The sequence below is a fragment of the Streptomyces sp. NPDC030991 genome (assembly GCF_055571235.1).
This window is the reverse complement of record NZ_JBVIFR010000002.1, coordinates 144,077-160,168: the sequence shown is the minus strand read 5'-3', so window position 1 is coordinate 160,168 and position 16,092 is coordinate 144,077. Positions and strand designations below refer to the sequence as shown.

At 72.1% G+C, this 16,092-nt stretch carries 15 protein-coding genes; 4 read left to right on the top strand and 11 right to left on the bottom strand.

Annotated elements, in window-relative coordinates; all coding sequences use genetic code 11:
• Positions 1–14: 14 nt before the first annotated feature.
• Positions 15–1,001, bottom strand: coding sequence for a hypothetical protein (locus tag ACZ45E_RS04330; RefSeq protein WP_468217117.1), 987 nt, complete (start codon positions 999–1,001; stop codon positions 15–17).
• Between the two features lie 263 nt (positions 1,002–1,264).
• Between ACZ45E_RS04330 and ACZ45E_RS04325 the strand changes: the two genes are divergently transcribed.
• Positions 1,265–2,440, top strand: a complete 1,176-nt coding sequence (locus ACZ45E_RS04325) for a spore photoproduct lyase family protein (RefSeq protein ID WP_468216349.1) — start codon at positions 1,265–1,267, stop codon at positions 2,438–2,440.
• A 35-nt stretch (positions 2,441–2,475) separates the two neighbouring features.
• Here ACZ45E_RS04325 and ACZ45E_RS04320 read toward each other — a convergent pair whose 3' ends face one another.
• From ACZ45E_RS04320 to ACZ45E_RS04280, 9 genes are all read right to left on the bottom strand, one after another.
• A complete protein-coding gene (locus ACZ45E_RS04320) occupies positions 2,476–3,129 on the bottom strand; it encodes a CoA transferase subunit B (RefSeq protein ID WP_468216347.1) in 654 nt (217 codons plus the stop codon).
• The gene (locus ACZ45E_RS04315; protein ID WP_468216345.1) at positions 3,129–3,911 is read right to left on the bottom strand and encodes a CoA transferase subunit A; all 783 of its coding nucleotides are present in this window, start codon (positions 3,909–3,911) and stop codon (positions 3,129–3,131) included. Before ACZ45E_RS04315 ends, ACZ45E_RS04320 begins: the two co-directional genes overlap by 1 nt.
• Positions 3,912–3,977: 66 nt before the next feature.
• On the bottom strand, positions 3,978–4,724 hold the full coding sequence (locus tag ACZ45E_RS04310; RefSeq protein ID WP_468216344.1) for an SDR family NAD(P)-dependent oxidoreductase: 747 nt from the start codon (positions 4,722–4,724) through the stop codon (positions 3,978–3,980).
• A complete protein-coding gene (locus ACZ45E_RS04305) occupies positions 4,721–5,692 on the bottom strand; it encodes a fumarylacetoacetate hydrolase family protein (protein WP_468216342.1) in 972 nt (323 codons plus the stop codon). Before ACZ45E_RS04305 ends, ACZ45E_RS04310 begins: the two co-directional genes overlap by 4 nt.
• Before the next feature lie 87 nt (positions 5,693–5,779).
• Positions 5,780–6,718, bottom strand: a complete 939-nt coding sequence (locus ACZ45E_RS04300; RefSeq protein ID WP_468216340.1) for a VOC family protein — start codon at positions 6,716–6,718, stop codon at positions 5,780–5,782.
• Positions 6,715–7,725 (bottom strand): amidohydrolase family protein, encoded by a 1,011-nt coding sequence (locus ACZ45E_RS04295; RefSeq protein WP_468216339.1) that lies wholly within the window; start codon positions 7,723–7,725, stop codon positions 6,715–6,717. The genes ACZ45E_RS04300 and ACZ45E_RS04295 overlap by 4 nt, the downstream gene beginning before the upstream one ends.
• Positions 7,722–8,852 carry an FAD-dependent oxidoreductase gene (locus tag ACZ45E_RS04290; RefSeq protein WP_468216337.1) on the bottom strand — a complete coding sequence of 377 codons (1,131 nt, stop codon included), beginning with the start codon at positions 8,850–8,852 and terminating at the stop codon, positions 7,722–7,724. The genes ACZ45E_RS04295 and ACZ45E_RS04290 overlap by 4 nt, the downstream gene beginning before the upstream one ends.
• A gap of 34 nt (positions 8,853–8,886) precedes the next feature.
• A complete protein-coding gene (locus tag ACZ45E_RS04285) occupies positions 8,887–9,852 on the bottom strand; it encodes a cyclase family protein (protein WP_468216335.1) in 966 nt (321 codons plus the stop codon).
• The gene (locus tag ACZ45E_RS04280; protein ID WP_468216332.1) at positions 9,849–10,853 is read right to left on the bottom strand and encodes a fumarylacetoacetate hydrolase family protein; all 1,005 of its coding nucleotides are present in this window, start codon (positions 10,851–10,853) and stop codon (positions 9,849–9,851) included. Before ACZ45E_RS04280 ends, ACZ45E_RS04285 begins: the two co-directional genes overlap by 4 nt.
• A 139-nt stretch (positions 10,854–10,992) precedes the next feature.
• Here ACZ45E_RS04280 and ACZ45E_RS04275 point away from each other — a divergent pair, with 139 nt between their 5' ends.
• Positions 10,993–11,925 (top strand): LysR family transcriptional regulator, encoded by a 933-nt coding sequence (locus ACZ45E_RS04275; RefSeq protein WP_468216331.1) that lies wholly within the window; start codon positions 10,993–10,995, stop codon positions 11,923–11,925.
• 147 nt (positions 11,926–12,072) lie between these two features.
• On the opposite strand, the gene ACZ45E_RS04270 is transcribed toward ACZ45E_RS04275, so the two are convergent.
• Positions 12,073–12,939 carry a helix-turn-helix domain-containing protein gene (locus ACZ45E_RS04270; protein ID WP_468216330.1) on the bottom strand — a complete coding sequence of 289 codons (867 nt, stop codon included), beginning with the start codon at positions 12,937–12,939 and terminating at the stop codon, positions 12,073–12,075.
• Between the two features lie 189 nt (positions 12,940–13,128).
• Between ACZ45E_RS04270 and ACZ45E_RS04265 the strand changes: the two genes are divergently transcribed.
• On the top strand, positions 13,129–13,890 hold the full coding sequence (locus ACZ45E_RS04265) for an SDR family oxidoreductase (RefSeq protein WP_468216327.1): 762 nt from the start codon (positions 13,129–13,131) through the stop codon (positions 13,888–13,890).
• A gap of 72 nt (positions 13,891–13,962) precedes the next feature.
• Complete coding sequence (locus tag ACZ45E_RS04260) at positions 13,963–16,050, top strand: nuclease-related domain-containing DEAD/DEAH box helicase (protein ID WP_468216325.1); 2,088 nt, start codon at positions 13,963–13,965, stop codon at positions 16,048–16,050.
• Positions 16,051–16,092 lie beyond the last annotated feature (42 nt).

Sequence of the window (16,092 nt, the reverse complement as noted above, 5' to 3'; positions counted from 1 at the left end):
CGCGGGGCCCGGCCTCACGACCGGGTGGCGGTCCCGCACTCCTGGCCCTCGCTCTCGCGCATCCGTTCCTCCATCGGGGTGTCCCGGTCGTACGGGTCGACCGCCGGGCCGTCCGTCCGCTGCCCGGCGTCGAACGTGGGCATGAAGAAGCCGGTGTAGGTGTCGCCGCAGCCGGCGTTGGTGGTGTCCAGGCTGTTGCGCACGACGGAGAACGTGCCCGCCGCGGTGATCACCTTCGCCGGGTCGTCCCAGTTCACCACCGTCTCGCGGCGCACGATGGTGCGCGCCACGTCGTCGCCGCCGGACGCCGCGCGTGCCACCGGGTACACGTACGTCACATCGGCGGTGACCTCCAGCGCGCCGCCGTCGCCCTCGCGGTACGACAGCCGGCCCCTGGTCTTGACGACGTCTCCGACCAGCCGCACCTTCGTCGTGTCGAAGCGGCTGAAGAGCACCAGCGGGTTGTACTTCTCGCTCGGCGCGGACAGGGAGGTGTCCAGGCGCTCGCGCTCCTGCGGCTGGTGCGGGTTGATGTACGCGATGGCCTCCTGCGGCCGCGCGCCCCGCAGCACCTGCGGATCGAGGCTCGACGCCACGAGGAAGTCCCGCGTCCTCGCCAGCGCCCGGGCGACCTGTGCCTTGTCCATCCAGCCGGTGGCCCGCGCCGCGGGCACGGCGATCCCGGCCGCCCCGTCCGCCCAGCGCGCGGCGGGCGTGCCCCTGAACGGCTCGTCCGCAGTGGCCTCCCGTGCCCCCACGGCCGACGGCACCGCGTCCCCGCCGTCGGCGCCGAACCAGCCGGTCACCCGGCCCGGGTCGATCGCCACGAACAGCAGGGCCAGAGCGGCCAGCACCCCGATCACGTACCGGAGCCGCTTGCGGGGCCGGGGCGGCGGGGGCGTCCGCCATCCCTGCGGCGGGCCGGTCTCCTCCCTGAGCCGCCGGGTCACCATGCGGGCGCGCGCCGACGGCTCCTTCGGGGCGTCGCGCACCCCCTCCATGGACTCCCTGAGGAAGCGCTCCCACTCCTCGTCCGGCACGGACGAGCCGTCGTGGTCCCCACCCGAATTCACGCTGTACTCCCCGCCGCTCCGAACACCGCCGCCCACCGGCCGAACTTCTAGGCCGGCCGCCGCCGCAGCATGATCGCACAGGTGTTCCCGAAGAAGGCGGGGCCCCCGGCGTGTGGTGGGTCCGGCGCACCCGCCCGTGCGCTTTGATCAGCGAGGAAAGGTCGGCCCCTTCGGCGCGGAAGGCACAGCACGTGGAACAGCCGGCGGACTCGCCCCCGCAAGGACCCGAGCAGGAAGCCCTGTTCGGGTGGCAGGAACTCGCCCCGGCGCCCGCCCCGCACGGCGCGTTCCGGGACAGCCCGGAGGCCCGCCGGATGCTCGACGTACGCGAGGTGTACGCGGAGCCCGCCGCGCTCGCGTCCCCGCGCGGCCGGCAGATCATGGCCCGGCTGCGGGACGACGTCCGCGTGGTCGAGGTCGACAACCACTGGCGCATCCCCGCCCTCCACGGCAACGAGGGCAACATCGACCGATGGGTCCGCATCAAGACCGAGACCCTGGTCCTCGGCGTCAAACACAAGCTCACCACCCGCGTCAACGGAAGGTCGGCCGACTGGATCGCCCCCGGCCCCTCCAACGGCTGCGCGATGTCCTGCGCCTACTGCTACGTCCCGCGCCGCAAGGGCTTCGCCAACCCCATCACGCTGTTCACCAACATCGAGGCGATCGTCGCGCACATCCGGCGCCACGTGCGCGCCCAGGGCCCCAAGACGGAACCCAACCAGTGCGACCCACGGGCCTGGGTCTACGACATCGGCGAGAACGGCGACTGCTCCGTCGACGCCCTCGTCAGCGACAACACCGCGGATCTCGTCGCCGCGTTCCGCACCCTGCCGACGGCCAAGGCGTCCTTCGCGACCAAGTTCGTCAACCCCGACCTGCTCGCTCTCGACCCGCGGGGCCGGACCCGGGTGCGGTTCTCCGTCATGCCCGCCGACGACGCCCGCCTCCTCGACATCCGCACCAGCCCCGTCCTCGAACGGATCGCCGCCGCCGCCGACTTCCTCGACGCCGGCTACGAGGTCCACTTCAACCTCTCGCCCGTCGTCCTGCACCCGGGATGGGAGCAGGACTGGACCGACCTCCTCCGCCACCTCGACGACGTCCTGCCCGCCCGGGTCAAGGAACAGGCGGCGGCCGAGATCATCATGCTCACCCACAACGAACCGCTCCACGAGGTCAACCTGGGCTGGCACCCCCGCGCCGAGGAGGTGCTGTGGCAGCCCGACCTCCAGGAGACGAAGCGCTCCCAGAACGGCGCCCTCAACGTCCGCTACGCCATCGAGGTCAAACAGCGCTCCCTGGCCCGGCTCCGCCACCTCCTCGCGGAGCACACGCCATGGCTGCGCATCCGGTACGCCTTCTGAACCCCGCAGGGCGGACGGGAAGGGGCGGGCAGAACCTAGGGGCGGCCGGTCGGGGCGCCGAGCCGGCGCAGCGGCGCGTCGGTGCGGGCCGCGATGTCCTCCACGGTGACCCCGGGCGCCGTCTCGACCAGGGCGAGGCCGTCGCCTGTGACGTCCAGGACGCCGAGGTCGGTGATGATCCGGTCGACGCAGCGCTCGCCCGTGAGCGGCAGGGCGCACTCCTTGAGGATCTTCGGGGTGCCGTCCTTGGCGGTGTGCTCCATCAGGACGATGACGCGGCGCGCCCCGTGCACGAGATCCATGGCGCCGCCCATGCCCTTGACCATCTTGCCGGGGATCATCCAGTTGGCGAGGTCGCCGCGGGCGGAGACCTGCATGGCACCGAGGACGGCGGTGTCGATGTGGCCGCCGCGGATCATGCCGAAGGAGAGCGCGGAGTCGAAGAAGGCGGCGCCCGGCCGCACCGTCACCGTCTCCTTGCCCGCGTTGATCAGATCCGGGTCGACCTCCTGCTCGGTCGGGTACGGGCCGGTGCCGAGGATGCCGTTCTCGGAGTGGAGGACGACGTGCACGCCCGGCGGGAGGTGGCCGGGGACGAGGGTGGGCAGGCCGATGCCGAGGTTGACGTAGGAGCCGTCGGTGAGTTCGGCGGCGGCGCGGGCGGCCATCTGGTCGCGGGTCCAGGGCATCAGGAACGTACCGTCTCTCCGGTCGGGGGCGTGGCGAGCGTGAGGCGCTCGATCCGCTTGGCGGCGGCCTGTCCTGGGGTGAGGCGCACCAGCCGTTGGACGAAGACGCCGGGGACATGGACGGCGTCGGGGGAGAGCTCGCCCGGCTCGACGAGCTCCTCGACCTCCGCGATCGTCACGCGGCCCGCCATCGCGGCCAGGGGGTTGAAGTTGGCGGCGGCGCGGCGCAGCACGAGGTTGCCGTGGCGGTCGCCGCGCCAGGCGCGCACCAGGGCGAAGTCGGTGCGGATGCCGTGCTCCAGGACGTGGGGGCGACCGTCGAAGTCGCGGATCTCCTTGGCCGGGGAGGCCACGGCGACGGTGCCGTCCGGGGCGTAGCGCCAGGGCAGTCCACCGTCGGCGACCTGGGTGCCGACGCCGGCCGGGGTGTAGAACGCGGGGATGCCCGCGCCACCCGCGCGCAGGCGTTCGGCGAGGGTGCCCTGCGGGGTGAGTTCGACCTCCAGCTCCCCGGCGAGGTACTGGCGGGCGAACTCCTTGTTCTCGCCCACGTAGGACCCCGTGACCCGGGCGATGCGCCCCGCGGAGAGGAGCACGCCGAGGCCGTGGTCGTCGACGCCGCAGTTGTTGGAGACGACCTCCAGACCGGTGGCGCCCTGGGCGTGCAGGGCCTTGATGAGGATGTCGGGGATGCCGGAGAGGCCGAAGCCGCCGACGGCGAGGGAGGCGCCGTCGGGGATGTCGGCGACCGCTTCCGCGGCGCTGCCGATCACTTTGTCCACGGTGGTACGGGTTCCTTTCGGCAGGGAGGTGAGGGGTGGTGCTCCGGACGCGTCACACGTCCCGCGTCATGCGTCCCGCAGGGCGTCGGAGATCGACTTCGCTCCGCCGTGCGCGGTGTAGCCGCCGTCCACGGGGATCTCGGCCCCGGTGATGAACGAGGCGTCGTCGGAGAGCAGGAAGGTGACGAGCGGGGTGATCTCGTCGACCGTGCCGGTGCGGCCGAGCGGCGTCTCGCGGAGGTTGCTCGCACGGAACGCCGGGTCGGCCGACGCGGTCATCTCCGTCTCGATGAAGCCCGGGTGGACGGTGTTGACGCGGATGCCGCGCGGCCCGAGTTCGAGCGCGGCGGTCTTCGACAGGCCGCGCAGCGCCCATTTGGCGGCCGTGTACGCGACCGCGTAATGGGCGGTGAGCGCGGCGGAGGAACCGACGTTGACGATCGAGGCGCCGGACGGCATCAGCGGGCTCAGGTGCTGGATGCCGAGGAGCGGGCCGGTGACGTTCACGGCGTGGACGCGGGCGAAGTCGTCGGCGCGTACGTCACCGAGGCGGGCCCGCCAGGTGATGCCCGCGTTGTTGACCAGGCCTTGGACCCGCCCGTACGACTCCCGCAGCTCGGCGGCGAGGTGGGCCCACTGGCTCTCGTCGGTGACGTCGAGGTGCCGGACGCCGTCCGCCTCCGTGACGTCGGTGGCGATGACGCGGGCGCCCTCCCGGGTGAGCGCCGCCGCCTCGGCCGCGCCCTGTCCGCGGGCCGCGCCGGTGACGACCACGACCTTGCCGAGCAGCCTCTTCGGGTGCGGGTCGCTCACGGCCGCTCCCGGCCGCGGCGGCGCCCCGCAGGCAGCGGGAGCGGGGCCGCGCCCTCGACGACGGTGCTGGAAACGGCGCCGATGCCCTCGACGGTGAGGGTGACGGTGTCGCCGGGCTTCAGCGGCGGGGGGCTCTGCTCGCCGCGCAGGCCCCACAGTTCGGCGAGGCAGCCGCCGTTGCCGCAGGTGCCCGAGCCGAGGACGTCACCGGGGACGACGCGGGTGCCGCGGGAGGCGTAGGCCACCATCTCCTCGAAGGTCCAGCTCATGTTGGAGAGCAGATCCTCGCCGATGACCTGCCCGTTGACCTCGGCGGTGAGGGCGAGGCGCAGGAAGCCGTCGGCGTCCCGGTACGGCTCCAGCTCGTCGGCGGTGACCAGGTACGGGCCGAGCGTCGTCGCGGTGTCCTTGCCCTTGCACGGGCCGAGGCCCACCTTCATCTCGGCGGACTGGAGGTCGCGGGCCGACCAGTCGTTGAAGACGGTGTAGCCGATGATGTGGTCGCGGGCCTGCCCGGGCGTGAGGTCGCGGCCCTCGCGCCCGATGACGGCGGCCACTTCGAGCTCGTAGTCCAGGGCGGTGGAGCCGGGCGGCACGGGTACGTCCTCGTACGGGCCGAAGACCGCGTGCGGGTTGGTGAAGTAGAAGGTGGGGGCCGCGTACCACTGCTCGGGTACCCCGCTCACCCCGTCCACGGAGCGGCGGACACCCTCGACGTGCTCCTCGAAGGTGACGAAGTCCCGTACGGAGGACGGCTGGAGCGGGGCCAGCAGCCGTACCTCGGAGACGTGCGGTCCTGGCGGCACGTCGAGCGCGGCGGCGCCGGCGGCGAGGAGGGCGGGCAGGCCGCCGCCGGCCCCGACCAGCTCGGTGAGCGAGGCGGCGCCGGGCACCGGGTAGAGGGTGCCGTCCTCCTCGACGACGGCGACGCGGGTGCGGTGGAGATGTTCGTAGCTGGCGAATCGCATGAGGGCTCCTGGCGCGACGGCACCGGGGGCGCGGAGGGGGAGTCAGGGCATGACAGGGCCGCCGCGCCCCCGGAACTCGGGGTGGGATCAGACCGGCGGGGCGATGAACACGCCGCGGTCGGGGTCGTTGAAGGACTCCTTGGCGATCAGCTCGTTCATCGCGTTCGCCGTGCCCCACTGGTCGGTGACCTCGGGCTGCGAGAAGTCGTAGACGTGCGGGTGCCAGGTGTCCTCGTCCAGCAGCTCCAACTCCGTCGTGTACTCGACGGTGTTGCCGTGCGGGTCGAGGAAGTACGTGAACGTGTTGTCGCCCGCCATGTGCCGCCCGGGGCCCCAGATCTTCTGGAACCCGGCCCGCATCACCCGGCCGGAGCCGCGCATGTACTCGTCGAGGCCGCGCATCTCGAAGGAGACGTGGTGCAGGGCGGTGTGCGGGCCCTGCGCGATCGCCATGGAGTGATGCTGGTTGCTGATCCGCATGAAGTGCATGACCTCGCCCATGTGCGGCGAGCTGAGCGTGTCGGACAGCGCGAACCCGAGGTGCCGCTCGTACCACTCCCGCGTGCGGTTCAGATCGGGGGAGTTGAGGACGACGTGCGACAGCTTGACCGGGATCGCCTCCTTCTCCTCGATCTTGCGGTGCCGGCGGACCTCGACGTCCGCGGAGACCTCGATGGTGCGTCCGTCGACGTCGAAGAAGCGGAAGCCGTAGCCGCCCCCGGGGGTGTCGACCTGTCCGGGCCGCGTCACCAACTGCACGCCCCCGGCCAGGAGTCGCTCGGCGAGGGTATCCACGTCGGCCGGGTTCGCGGCCCCGTACGAGACGAGGTCGAGCCGCTTCTCCTCGGCCTTGCGCAGCCGTACGACGTACTGCTCGGGCGAGCCCTCGGCGGCGAGGAAGGAGATCCCGGAGTCCTCGGCGACCTTGGTCAGGCCCCAGACGCCGGAGTAGAAGTCGAGCTGCTTGTCGTAGTCGGGCACGGCCAGGTCGACGTGGCGCAGATGGGTGAGCAGACGGTTGCTCATGAGGTGGGTCCTTCCGAGAGTAGAGCGGCCGCGTTGCCCCCGCGGACCGCGTGAAGATCGGCGTCGGACAGGCGTGCGGCACGCAGGGCGCCGACGGGGTCCTCGGTGCCCATGTCGAACGGGAAGTCGGAGCCGAGCAGCACCCGGTCCGCACCGGCGACCCGCACCAACTCCCGCAGTACGTACGGGTCGTGAACCAGAGAGTCGAAGTAGAGGCGCCGCAGATAGCTGCTGGGCAGGTGGGCGCAGCCCGCGCCGGCGTCGGAGCGCGCCGTCCAGGCGTGGTCGGCGCGGCCGATGTGGGTGGGCAGATAGCCGCCGCCGTGCGCGGCGACGACCTTCAGGGCGGGATGGCGGTCCAGCACCCCGGAGAAGATGAGATGCGACAGCGCCACGGCGTTCTCGGTGGGCTGGCCGACGGTGTTGGACAGGTACCACTGGTCGAGGCGCTCGTCGAGCGTGCAGCCGAAGGGGTGGAGGAAGACGATCGCACCCGTCTCCTCGGCCCTGGCCCAGAACGGTTCGTACGCGGGGTCCGACAGTTCACGGCCCGGCGCGTGACTGGAGATCTCCACCCCCAACAGGTCGCAGGCCAGGGCGTGTTCGAGGGCCGGTACGCACTGGTCGGGGTGCTGGAGCGGGACGAGCCCCAGGCCGCGCAGCCGGTCGGGGGCGGCCGCGCAGTGCGCCGCCGTCGCCTCGTTGGCGAGCCGGTACACCTTCTCGGCCGTCTCAGGACCGGCCCAGTAATGGTAGTGCGAGGGGGAGGGGCTGACCAGCTGGACGTCGACGCCCTGGCCGTCCATCGCGGCGAGCCGCACGGCCACGTCCGTCATCCTCGGTACGCGCTCGCGCACCATCGGACCGTTGACGGCGAGGGCGGCGGGGCCGTTGCGCCGGGCGTCCAGGGCGCGCGCCCCGGCCAGGCCGGGCTCCCCCTCCACCAGGGCCTCGACCTCGGGCAGCAGGATGTGCGCGTGCACGTCGACGGTGGGGGTGGCGGTCACGGCAGCTCCCTGAGCATGGTCATCGTGCGGCCCATCAGGGCCGGGACATCGGCGTCGCGGACCCCGTCGAGCTGCCACTGCCCGATCTGGACGGACGCTTCGACGACGGGGCGTACGCGGGCGACGCGCCGCTCGTAGTACGCCTGGAACAGCGCGTCGTCCCAGCGGTCGGAGGCGGTCAGCATCTGGGTGAGCACCCAGGCGTCCTCCAGGGAGAGGGCGGCGCCCTGGGCGAGGGTCGGCGGGCAGCAGTGGGCGGCGTCGCCGACGAGGACCACCCGGCCGCGGTGCCAGGAACCCTCGACCAGCATCCGGTCGAACCAGGTGTAGTTGACCTGCGCCGGGTCGGTGATGTTCGCGGTGATCTCCGGCCAGTGGCCGCCGTACTGCCGGGCCAGCGAACACATCTCATCGGCGTACGACTCCGGCGGGATGGCGGCGCGGTCCCGGTTGGCCTCGACGACGTAGGCGTACAGGGTGTCCTCGCCGGTGGGGCAGTACCCGGCGATGTAGGCGGGGCCGCCGTAGGCCAGGTCGGTGCGGGTCACACCGGCCGGGCGGGGCGCCGCCACGCGCCAGATGGCCATGCCGGTCGGCTCGGGCTTCTCCGTGATGCCGACGGCCGCGCGGGTGGCGGAGCCGAGCCCGTCGGCGGCGATCACCAGGTCGTAGCGGCCGGTGCCGCCGTCGCTGAACGTCACGGTGACGCCGTCGCCGTCCTGCTCAAGGGCCGTGGCGCGGACACCGAGGCGGACGGCGGCACCACTCGCCCGCACCGCCTCGATCAGGATGCGCTGCAACTGGGGGCGCTCCAGGCCGACGGTGGCGGGCAGGTCGTCGCCGCCGGTGCGCAGGTCCTCCGCGACGTGCAGGACGGTGCCGTCCGGGGCGGTGATGCCGACGGCACCGAAGCCGAACCCGGCCGCCGCCACCCGCTCCCACACGCCGAGTTCGCGCAGGACGCGCAGGGCGTTGCCCTGGAGGGTGATGCCGGAGCCGGCGGTGGCGTTCCAGTCGGCCTTGGCCTCGATCAGGTCGACCGCGACCCCGGCGCGGCGCAGCAGGACCGCGGCGGCGTTGCCGGCCGCGCCGCCGCCGACGACGAGGACCGTGCGGGGTGTGCTCATGGGGAACTCCCTTGTTCCGCAGGGGTGTGCGGGGCTACTTGACGGCGATGGGGTTGACGGGTGAGCCGACGGCCCCGGTGATCGGCAGGGGCGCGGCCGTGAGCCAGAACTCGTACACGCCGTCGGCCGCGCAGTCGGCGGCGAGCGCGTCCGGGTCCCACATCTCGCCGATGAGCAGGCCCATGTTGGGGATGGCGACCTGGTGCAGGGGCTGGAAGGCGTGCTCGAACTCGTTGGGCCGCACCTCGAAGCCCCAGGTGTCGGTGGCGATCGCGGCGATCTCGGTGCGGTGCAGCCAGCCCGCCGAGGTGAACGAGAGACCCGGCGCGGGCCCCCCGGCGTACTCGCCCCAGCCCTCGCGCCGCACCCGGGTCAGCTGCCCGGTGCGGACCAGCACGATGTCACCCCGGCCGACCGTCACGCCGTGCGCCTTCGCGGTGGCGGCCAGATGCTCCTCGGTGACGGCGAAGGCGTCGGGCAGCTCGCCGTCCTCGCCGATGACGCGGCCCACGTCGAGGAGGACGCCGCGCCCTGCGACGTGCGGGGCCATGTGCTCGATGCCGGTGACGAGGTCGCCGTCGGAGGTGACGACCCGCTCGGCGGCCCGGCCGTTCCAGGCTTTGCCGTGATCGAAGATGTGGCCGAGCCCGTCCCACTGCGTGGAGCACTGCAACGGCATCGCGATCACGTCGTCGGCGCCGCCGATCCCGTGCGGGAACCCCTGGTTGCCGAGCGCCGCGTCGGTCCCGGTGTCCAGCATGGTGTGCACCGGGTTGGTCCGGCGCCGCCAGCCCTTCTGCGGCCCGTCCATGTCGAACCGTTGCGACAGCGAGAAACTGACGCCCCGTCGTACGAGCGCGGCTCCCTCACGGCGCTTGGCCTCGTCGAGGAAGTTGAGGGTGCCGAGCACATCGTCCTCGCCCCAGCGGCCCCAGTTCGAGTACGACGCGGCGGCCTCGGCGATCGCGCCTGCGGGGTCCTCGCGGTCCAGTGCCGTCATGCCGACGCCACCTCCGCCACACACCGGGTGCGCTGCGCGCCCAGCCCGGTGATGGAACCCTCCATGACGTCACCGTCGCGCAGCAACCGGCCCCAGTGCATGCCGTTCCCGGCCGGGGAACCCGTCAACACCAGGTCACCGGGGAGGAGTTGGGCGGACTGGGAGGCGTAGGAGACCATCCGGGCCACATTGAAGATCATGTCCTTGGTGGACTCGTCCTGCATGGCCTCACCGTTCAGCTTCAGTACGAGGCGCAGGTCGTCGGGGTCGGCGACCGACTCGGCGGGCACGATCCACGGGCCGAGCGGGGTGAACCCGGGCGCGTTCTTGCTGCGCAGCCAGTCGGTGCCGATCTGCGGCATGTCACGGCGGAAGACCGTGGCGCGGTCGGTGAGGTCGTTGGCGATCGTGTACCCGGCGACGTACTCCAGCGCCTCCTCCACCGACACCCGGTGCGCGGGTCGGCCGATCACGGCCGTCAACTCCAGTTCCCAGTCCGGCTTCTGCGCCCAGACAGGCAGCGTCACATCGTCGTACGGGCCCGTGATCGCGCTCGGCAGACCGATGAAGACGTACGGCAGGTCCTCCGTCGCACGCCGGTCCATGATCTCCGCCGCCTCCGCCCGCCGCTCCGCCTCCGGCCGGTCGTCGCCGGGGGCGCGGTGCGCGACGTGCAGATCGATCACGTGCTGCCGGTAGTTGGCGCCGGACTGGAACACCTGACGCGGCTCGACCGGCGCGTGCACCCGGAAATCCGCCAGCGGCTTGCGCTCCACGTCGGTGTCGTCGGCCAGGGAGCGCAGCCGCGGCAGTACCGACGGCCACTCCTCCAGGAGCCGGACCACGGTCAGCCGCTCGTCACCGAGGGCGAGGCGCAGGTCGACGACGCGGGAGTCCGGGGTGACGAGAGCGGGGAACGCCGGGCCGTCCGGGGCCGAGAGCGTCGCCAGGGCGAAGGGGCCGGCGAAGAGGGTGGGTGCGGGGGCGGGTTTCACGGACATGTCCTCCTGATTGCGGTGGGACTAATCTGGACCCGCCCACGGTGATCAGGGAAATAGATTGTGTGGATGGATGTCATCCAGCCGCCAGATTCTTCCTGGTCAGCGCCGCCCGTACCGCCGCACAGCCAAGGGAAACCCCGTGAACCTGGCCCGCCTGGACCTCAACCTCGTCGTCGCGCTGCGCGCCCTGCTGGAGGAGCGCAACGTGACCCGGGCCGGGCGGCGCGTCGGGCTGAGCCAGCCCGCCATGAGCGCGGCCCTGGCCCGCCTGCGCCGCCACTTCGACGACGACCTGCTCGCCCGCGTCGGCGGCCACTACGAACTCACCGCCCTCGGCCAGGTGCTGCTCGACCGCACCTCCACCGCCTACGACGTCCTCGAGCGCCTCTTCGCCAGCCAGGCCGACTTCGACCCGGCGCGGGAGAGTCGCGAGTTCAGGCTGGTGGCCTCCGACTACGCCGTCTCCGTCTTCGGCACCGAACTCGCCCGCGTCGTCCACGAGGAGGCCCCCGGCATCCGGCTGCGGTTCGCGCAGACCCCGCCCACCGTGGTCGACGACACCGCCACCCTGCTCAGCGCCGTCGATGGGCTGCTCATGCCGCACGGCGTCATCAGCGACTTCCCCGCCACCGACCTGTACGACGACCGCTGGGTCTTCCTCGTCGCCGACGACCATCCGAGCGTCGAGGACCGGCTCACCCGCCAGGACCTCGCCCGACTGCCCTGGGTCACCTACCAGCGCACCTACGACGCCCCGGCCGTACGCCAGCTCGGCATGCTCGGGGTCGAGCCGCGCGTGGAGGTCTCCGTCGACAGTTTCCAGCTGCTGCCGCTGCTGGTCGCGGGCACCCGGCGGATCGCCCTGATCCAGGCGCGCCTCGCCCGGTTGCTCGCACCGCTCGCGGCCGTCCGCGTACTGGAGCCGCCGTACGAGGCGGTGCCCCTGCGGGAGGCCATGTGGTGGCACCCGGTGCACACCCACGACGCCGCCCACATCTGGCTCCGCGAGACCGCCGCCCGGGTCGGCAGACGGCTGGCCGAGACGGGCGGGGGGCCGGAGGCCCTGCCGTAGGGGGCAATACAGGCGGGGGCGGCGTCGTGGAACCGATGGGGGCGGTGGACGGCATCGGGGAACCGATGCGATGCAGGCGGCTGCGAGGGAGCCGGCTGCGAGGGTGCCGGTATCCGCCCGGTGGATCTTCGCTATCCGGGAATCGGATCAGGGCCGCTCGTCCACGGGCCTGCTCTCTTGAGCCGCCGAGCCGTCGGACTCGGTCCGGGCGAGCGCGGCGAGGAGGCCCAGCTTCTCGTCGCTGTCGCTGTCCTTGTCGGGGTAGTAGACGACGAGGATGACGTCGTCGACGGGGAGCTTGTCCCGGTGCAGGCGCAGGTCACCGACGACGGGGTGGTGGACCGTGGTCGTGCCCCCGTCGAGGGCCCGGACGTCGTGGCGCGCCCACAGGGTGCGGAACCGCTGGCTGGACAGGGCGAGTTCACCGACGAGCTCGACGAACCGGGGGTCGTCGGTGTCGTCGCCGACGGTGGTGCGCAGGGCGGCGACGAAATCGGCGGTGGCTCGCGCCCAGTCCTGGTGGAAGGCCTGCTCCTCGGGGTCGAGGAGCAGCGAACGCAGCCGGTTCTCGCCGGGTCGCAGCCGGGGCGAGAGCGCGACGGCCATGGCGTTGGAGGCCAGGACGTCGAACGCGCGCCCCTCGACGAACGCGGGGATCTGAAGGTGGGCGAGGAGCTGGTGCACCCGCGCCGGTACGTGCTCGGGCCGCTTGCGGCGCGGCGCCCGGGGGCGGGCCGCCGCGAGGCCGAGCAGATACGTGCGCTCCAGGTCGTCGAGGTGCAGGACGCGTGCGAGTGCTTCGAGAACCTGCGGCGAGGGGTTCTTGTCACGTCCCCGCTCCAGACGCAGGTAGTAGTCGGGGCTGATGCCGGCGAGCAGGGCGACCTCCTCACGGCGCAGACCGGGCACGCGGCGCCGGCCGCCGGGCGGCAGCCCCGCCCGGGCCGGGGAGACCAGCTCCCGCCGGGCCCGCAGATAGCTGCCGAGCCGGTTGCCGGATTCGTCATCCTTCATACCGACACCGTAATGCCGTGCGGAGGTCGTAGCGGGGGCCCTGGCAGGACCAGGGAAGACGGGGGCTCTGCCACACCCGGCGAAGGCGGCCAAGAGTGAGAGAGCACTGTTTCGAAGGAGACAGAGCCCCTCACTGTCCGCGTCGAAGGCCCGAACGGCCTCGGCGCCCTTGATCGAAGGGAAGATCCCGTGGATCTCTCCAACCGCACCGTCCTCGTCGTCGGCGGAACCTCGGGCATCGGCCGCGAGCTGGCCCGGCGCTTCGCCGCGGCGGGCAGCACCGTGGCCGTCGGCGGCCGCAGCCCGCGGGCGCTCGCCGAACTCGCCGGGGAAGGCTTCGGCACGTTCACCGTCGACGTCACCGACAGCGCCTCCGTCACCGCCCTCCGGGACGCCGCGCTCGCCCGCTACCCCGAGCTGGACACCGTGATCACGATGTCCGGCGTCATGCTCCTGGAGGACCTGCGCGACCCCGCGCACTTCGAGGCGGCGAGGACGACGATCGACACCAACCTGACCGGCACCATCCGGGTCGTCGACGCCTTCACCCCGCACCTGGTCCTGCGGGGCGCCGGCACGTTCGTCACCGTCACCTCCGGCATCGCCTTCCTGCCGTTCCCGCCCATGCCCAGCTACGCCGCCTCGAAGGCCGCGGTGCACGCCTACTCCGAGGCGCTGCGCGCCCAGCTCGACGGCACCGGTGTCGGCGTCGTCGAACTCGTCCCCCTGGCCGTCGCCACGGCGGGCCAGGAGAAGGTGAACCCGCACGCGCTGCCGCTCGACGCCTTCGCCACCGAGGTCATGCACCTGCTCTCGGCGGATCCCACCCCGCACGAGATCCTCGTGGAGGGCGTCCGCATGCACCGCTGGGCCGAACGCGACGGCACCTACGCCGACCTCGTCGCCCAGCGCTCCCGCGCCCTGTCGATGCTGCCCGGCCGCGACGGTTGAGCCGTTGTGCACCCTGCCGCTACGGTCGCGGACCGTCCTATGATCGCTACTCCGCGTACGAAGGGGCTGGGTATGGCGGCAGGCGGGTCGGCGTCGCGACGGGCGCAGGAGGCACGACGGCAGGAGCGGTTGCTGCGTGAGCAGTGGCAGGCCGCCCGCCGGCAGGCGCGTCAGTGGGAAGCGGGAAGCGAGGGCGAACGCCGGGTTGCCGCCCAGCTGTTGGTGCTCACGGAGCGCGGGTGGCGACTGCTCGTGGATCGCCGTTGGCCAGGGGCCCGCGCCGCCAATGTGGACATGTTGCTGGTGGGGCCTGGCGGTGTGTTCGTCATCGACGTCAAGAACTGGCGCTCCGCCCCGGAGGTCTCGGATGGCAAGCTCCGCGCTGGAGGTGAGCCACGTGACGAGCACGCGGCGAAGCTGCTTGCGGTCACGAAAGCCGCCGAGGGAGCGGTCGCATCGCTCGGCTTGTCTCCGGTGGCGGTCCAGCCGCTCATGGTCTTCGCAGGGCAACGAGTCGACGCCGGCCTCGGCCGGGTCCGGCTCCTGGGCGAGCACGAAGTCGGCCCCGCGTTGCTGTCGGAGTGCCGTCGGCTGCGTCCGGAGGCGGTCCGTGCGATCGCCGACCATTTGGAACGCATCTTCCCCGGCTACGAGGGATCGGCGGTTGCGCAGAGGGTGCCGCCGGCGGAGCAGCCGCAACAGGCCGAGCCCGACGGACTGTTCGATCTGGAAGGGCTGCGGGATGCGGCCCTGGAGGAGGCGTTACGGGCCCCGATCGAGCAGTGGATGACCTTCCTCCATCCCGATCAGGTAGCGCTCGTGCGCCGCAACTGGTCGGGTCCGGCTCGCATCAGCGGCCCGGCGGGCACGGGAAAGACCGTGGTCGGGCTGCACCGCGCTGCCCATCTCGCCCGGCGCACCGGCGGCCGGATCCTGTACGTCACGTATGCCAACAACCTGCCCCGAGTACAGGGAACTTTCCTCAGGACCATGTCCCCGGCGGTCGCGGACCGCGTGGATTTCCGCAGCCTGCACTCCTGGGCGCAGGAATTCCTGCAGGCGCGAGACGTCCCGGTGCGGCTGCACGGAGACAAGGCCGAGACCGCCTTCAGCCTCGCTTGGAAGCACGTCGGGCGTGACAGCTGTCTGGCCGAGATCGACCCGACGCCGGCCTACTGGCACGAGGAGATCGACCACGTCATCAAGGGCCGCGGCATCACCACCTTCGAGGAGTACGCGACCGTGCCTCGGCGCCGACGCAGGGCGAGCCTGCGCCGCCCGCATCGGCAAGCGGTGTGGGCGCTGTACGAGGCGTACGAGTCGCTGCGCATCGAGCGCGGCGTACACGACTTCAACGACGTATTGTCCCTCGCTCTGGCAGAGGCGGTGCGTCACACGGATCAGCCGTCATATGCGGCCGTCATCGTGGATGAGGTCCAGGACCTCACCCTCGTCGGGGTACGCCTCTTGCATGCCCTGACCGGTGATGCCGCCAATGGGTTGCTCCTGGTCGGTGACGGCCAGCAAGCCGTCTATCCGGGCGGGTTCCGCCTCGCTGACGCGGGCATCGACATTCGTGGCGACCGCGGACAGGTGCTACGCACCAACTACCGCAACAGCAAACAGATCTTGGACGCGGCGCTCACGATCGTGGCCGACGACGCCTTCGAAGACATCGACGGCCTGCGTACGCCGGGGCGCCGCGAGGTCGACCTCACCTACCACGACGGGCAGGTGATCCGTGTCGCGAGGCCGACGGTGGACGCCCACGATCAGGTGCTCCTGGAAGCACTGCGTGCCCTGCCAGGTACCGCGCGAGCCGACGCCGCGGTGCTGTGCCCCTCCACACGGACCATCGGCCACTACCAGCGACTGCTCAACCGGGCGAACTTACCGGTATGCCTGCTGGAGCATTACGACGGCCGCCCCGTCGACGCGGTCAAGCTGGGCAGCTACCGCAGAGCCAAGGGCCTGGAGTTCAAGCACGTGTACCTGCCCCAGCACGATGCAGCTCTGCCGAACGGGGTGTCAGCCGACGCCTCCGGCATCTCTGGTGTGACCGAAACGGCTCGGGAGCGCGAAGAGCTGCGACGGAGTCGGCTCTTCGTGGCGATGACACGGGCGCGCGACCTGCTGTGGCTGGGCAGCGTGGCGCGGTAGAGGCAGCGATGTGTGGCGGGCCGCCGCCCTCGGGGATGCTTC

Coding starts and splice junctions, on each gene's coding strand:
- ACZ45E_RS04330 (WP_468217117.1), bottom strand. CDS start 1,001: ATGGAGGGGGTGCGCGACGCCCCGAAGGAGCCGTCGGCGCGCGCCCGC.
- ACZ45E_RS04320 (WP_468216347.1), bottom strand. CDS start 3,129: ATGCCCTGGACCCGCGACCAGATGGCCGCCCGCGCCGCCGCCGAACTC.
- ACZ45E_RS04305 (WP_468216342.1), bottom strand. CDS start 5,692: ATGCGATTCGCCAGCTACGAACATCTCCACCGCACCCGCGTCGCCGTC.
- ACZ45E_RS04300 (WP_468216340.1), bottom strand. CDS start 6,718: ATGAGCAACCGTCTGCTCACCCATCTGCGCCACGTCGACCTGGCCGTG.
- ACZ45E_RS04290 (WP_468216337.1), bottom strand. CDS start 8,852: ATGAGCACACCCCGCACGGTCCTCGTCGTCGGCGGCGGCGCGGCCGGC.
- ACZ45E_RS04285 (WP_468216335.1), bottom strand. CDS start 9,852: ATGACGGCACTGGACCGCGAGGACCCCGCAGGCGCGATCGCCGAGGCC.
- ACZ45E_RS04280 (WP_468216332.1), bottom strand. CDS start 10,853: ATGTCCGTGAAACCCGCCCCCGCACCCACCCTCTTCGCCGGCCCCTTC.
- ACZ45E_RS04270 (WP_468216330.1), bottom strand. CDS start 12,939: ATGAAGGATGACGAATCCGGCAACCGGCTCGGCAGCTATCTGCGGGCC.
- ACZ45E_RS04260 (WP_468216325.1), top strand. CDS start 13,963: ATGGCGGCAGGCGGGTCGGCGTCGCGACGGGCGCAGGAGGCACGACGG.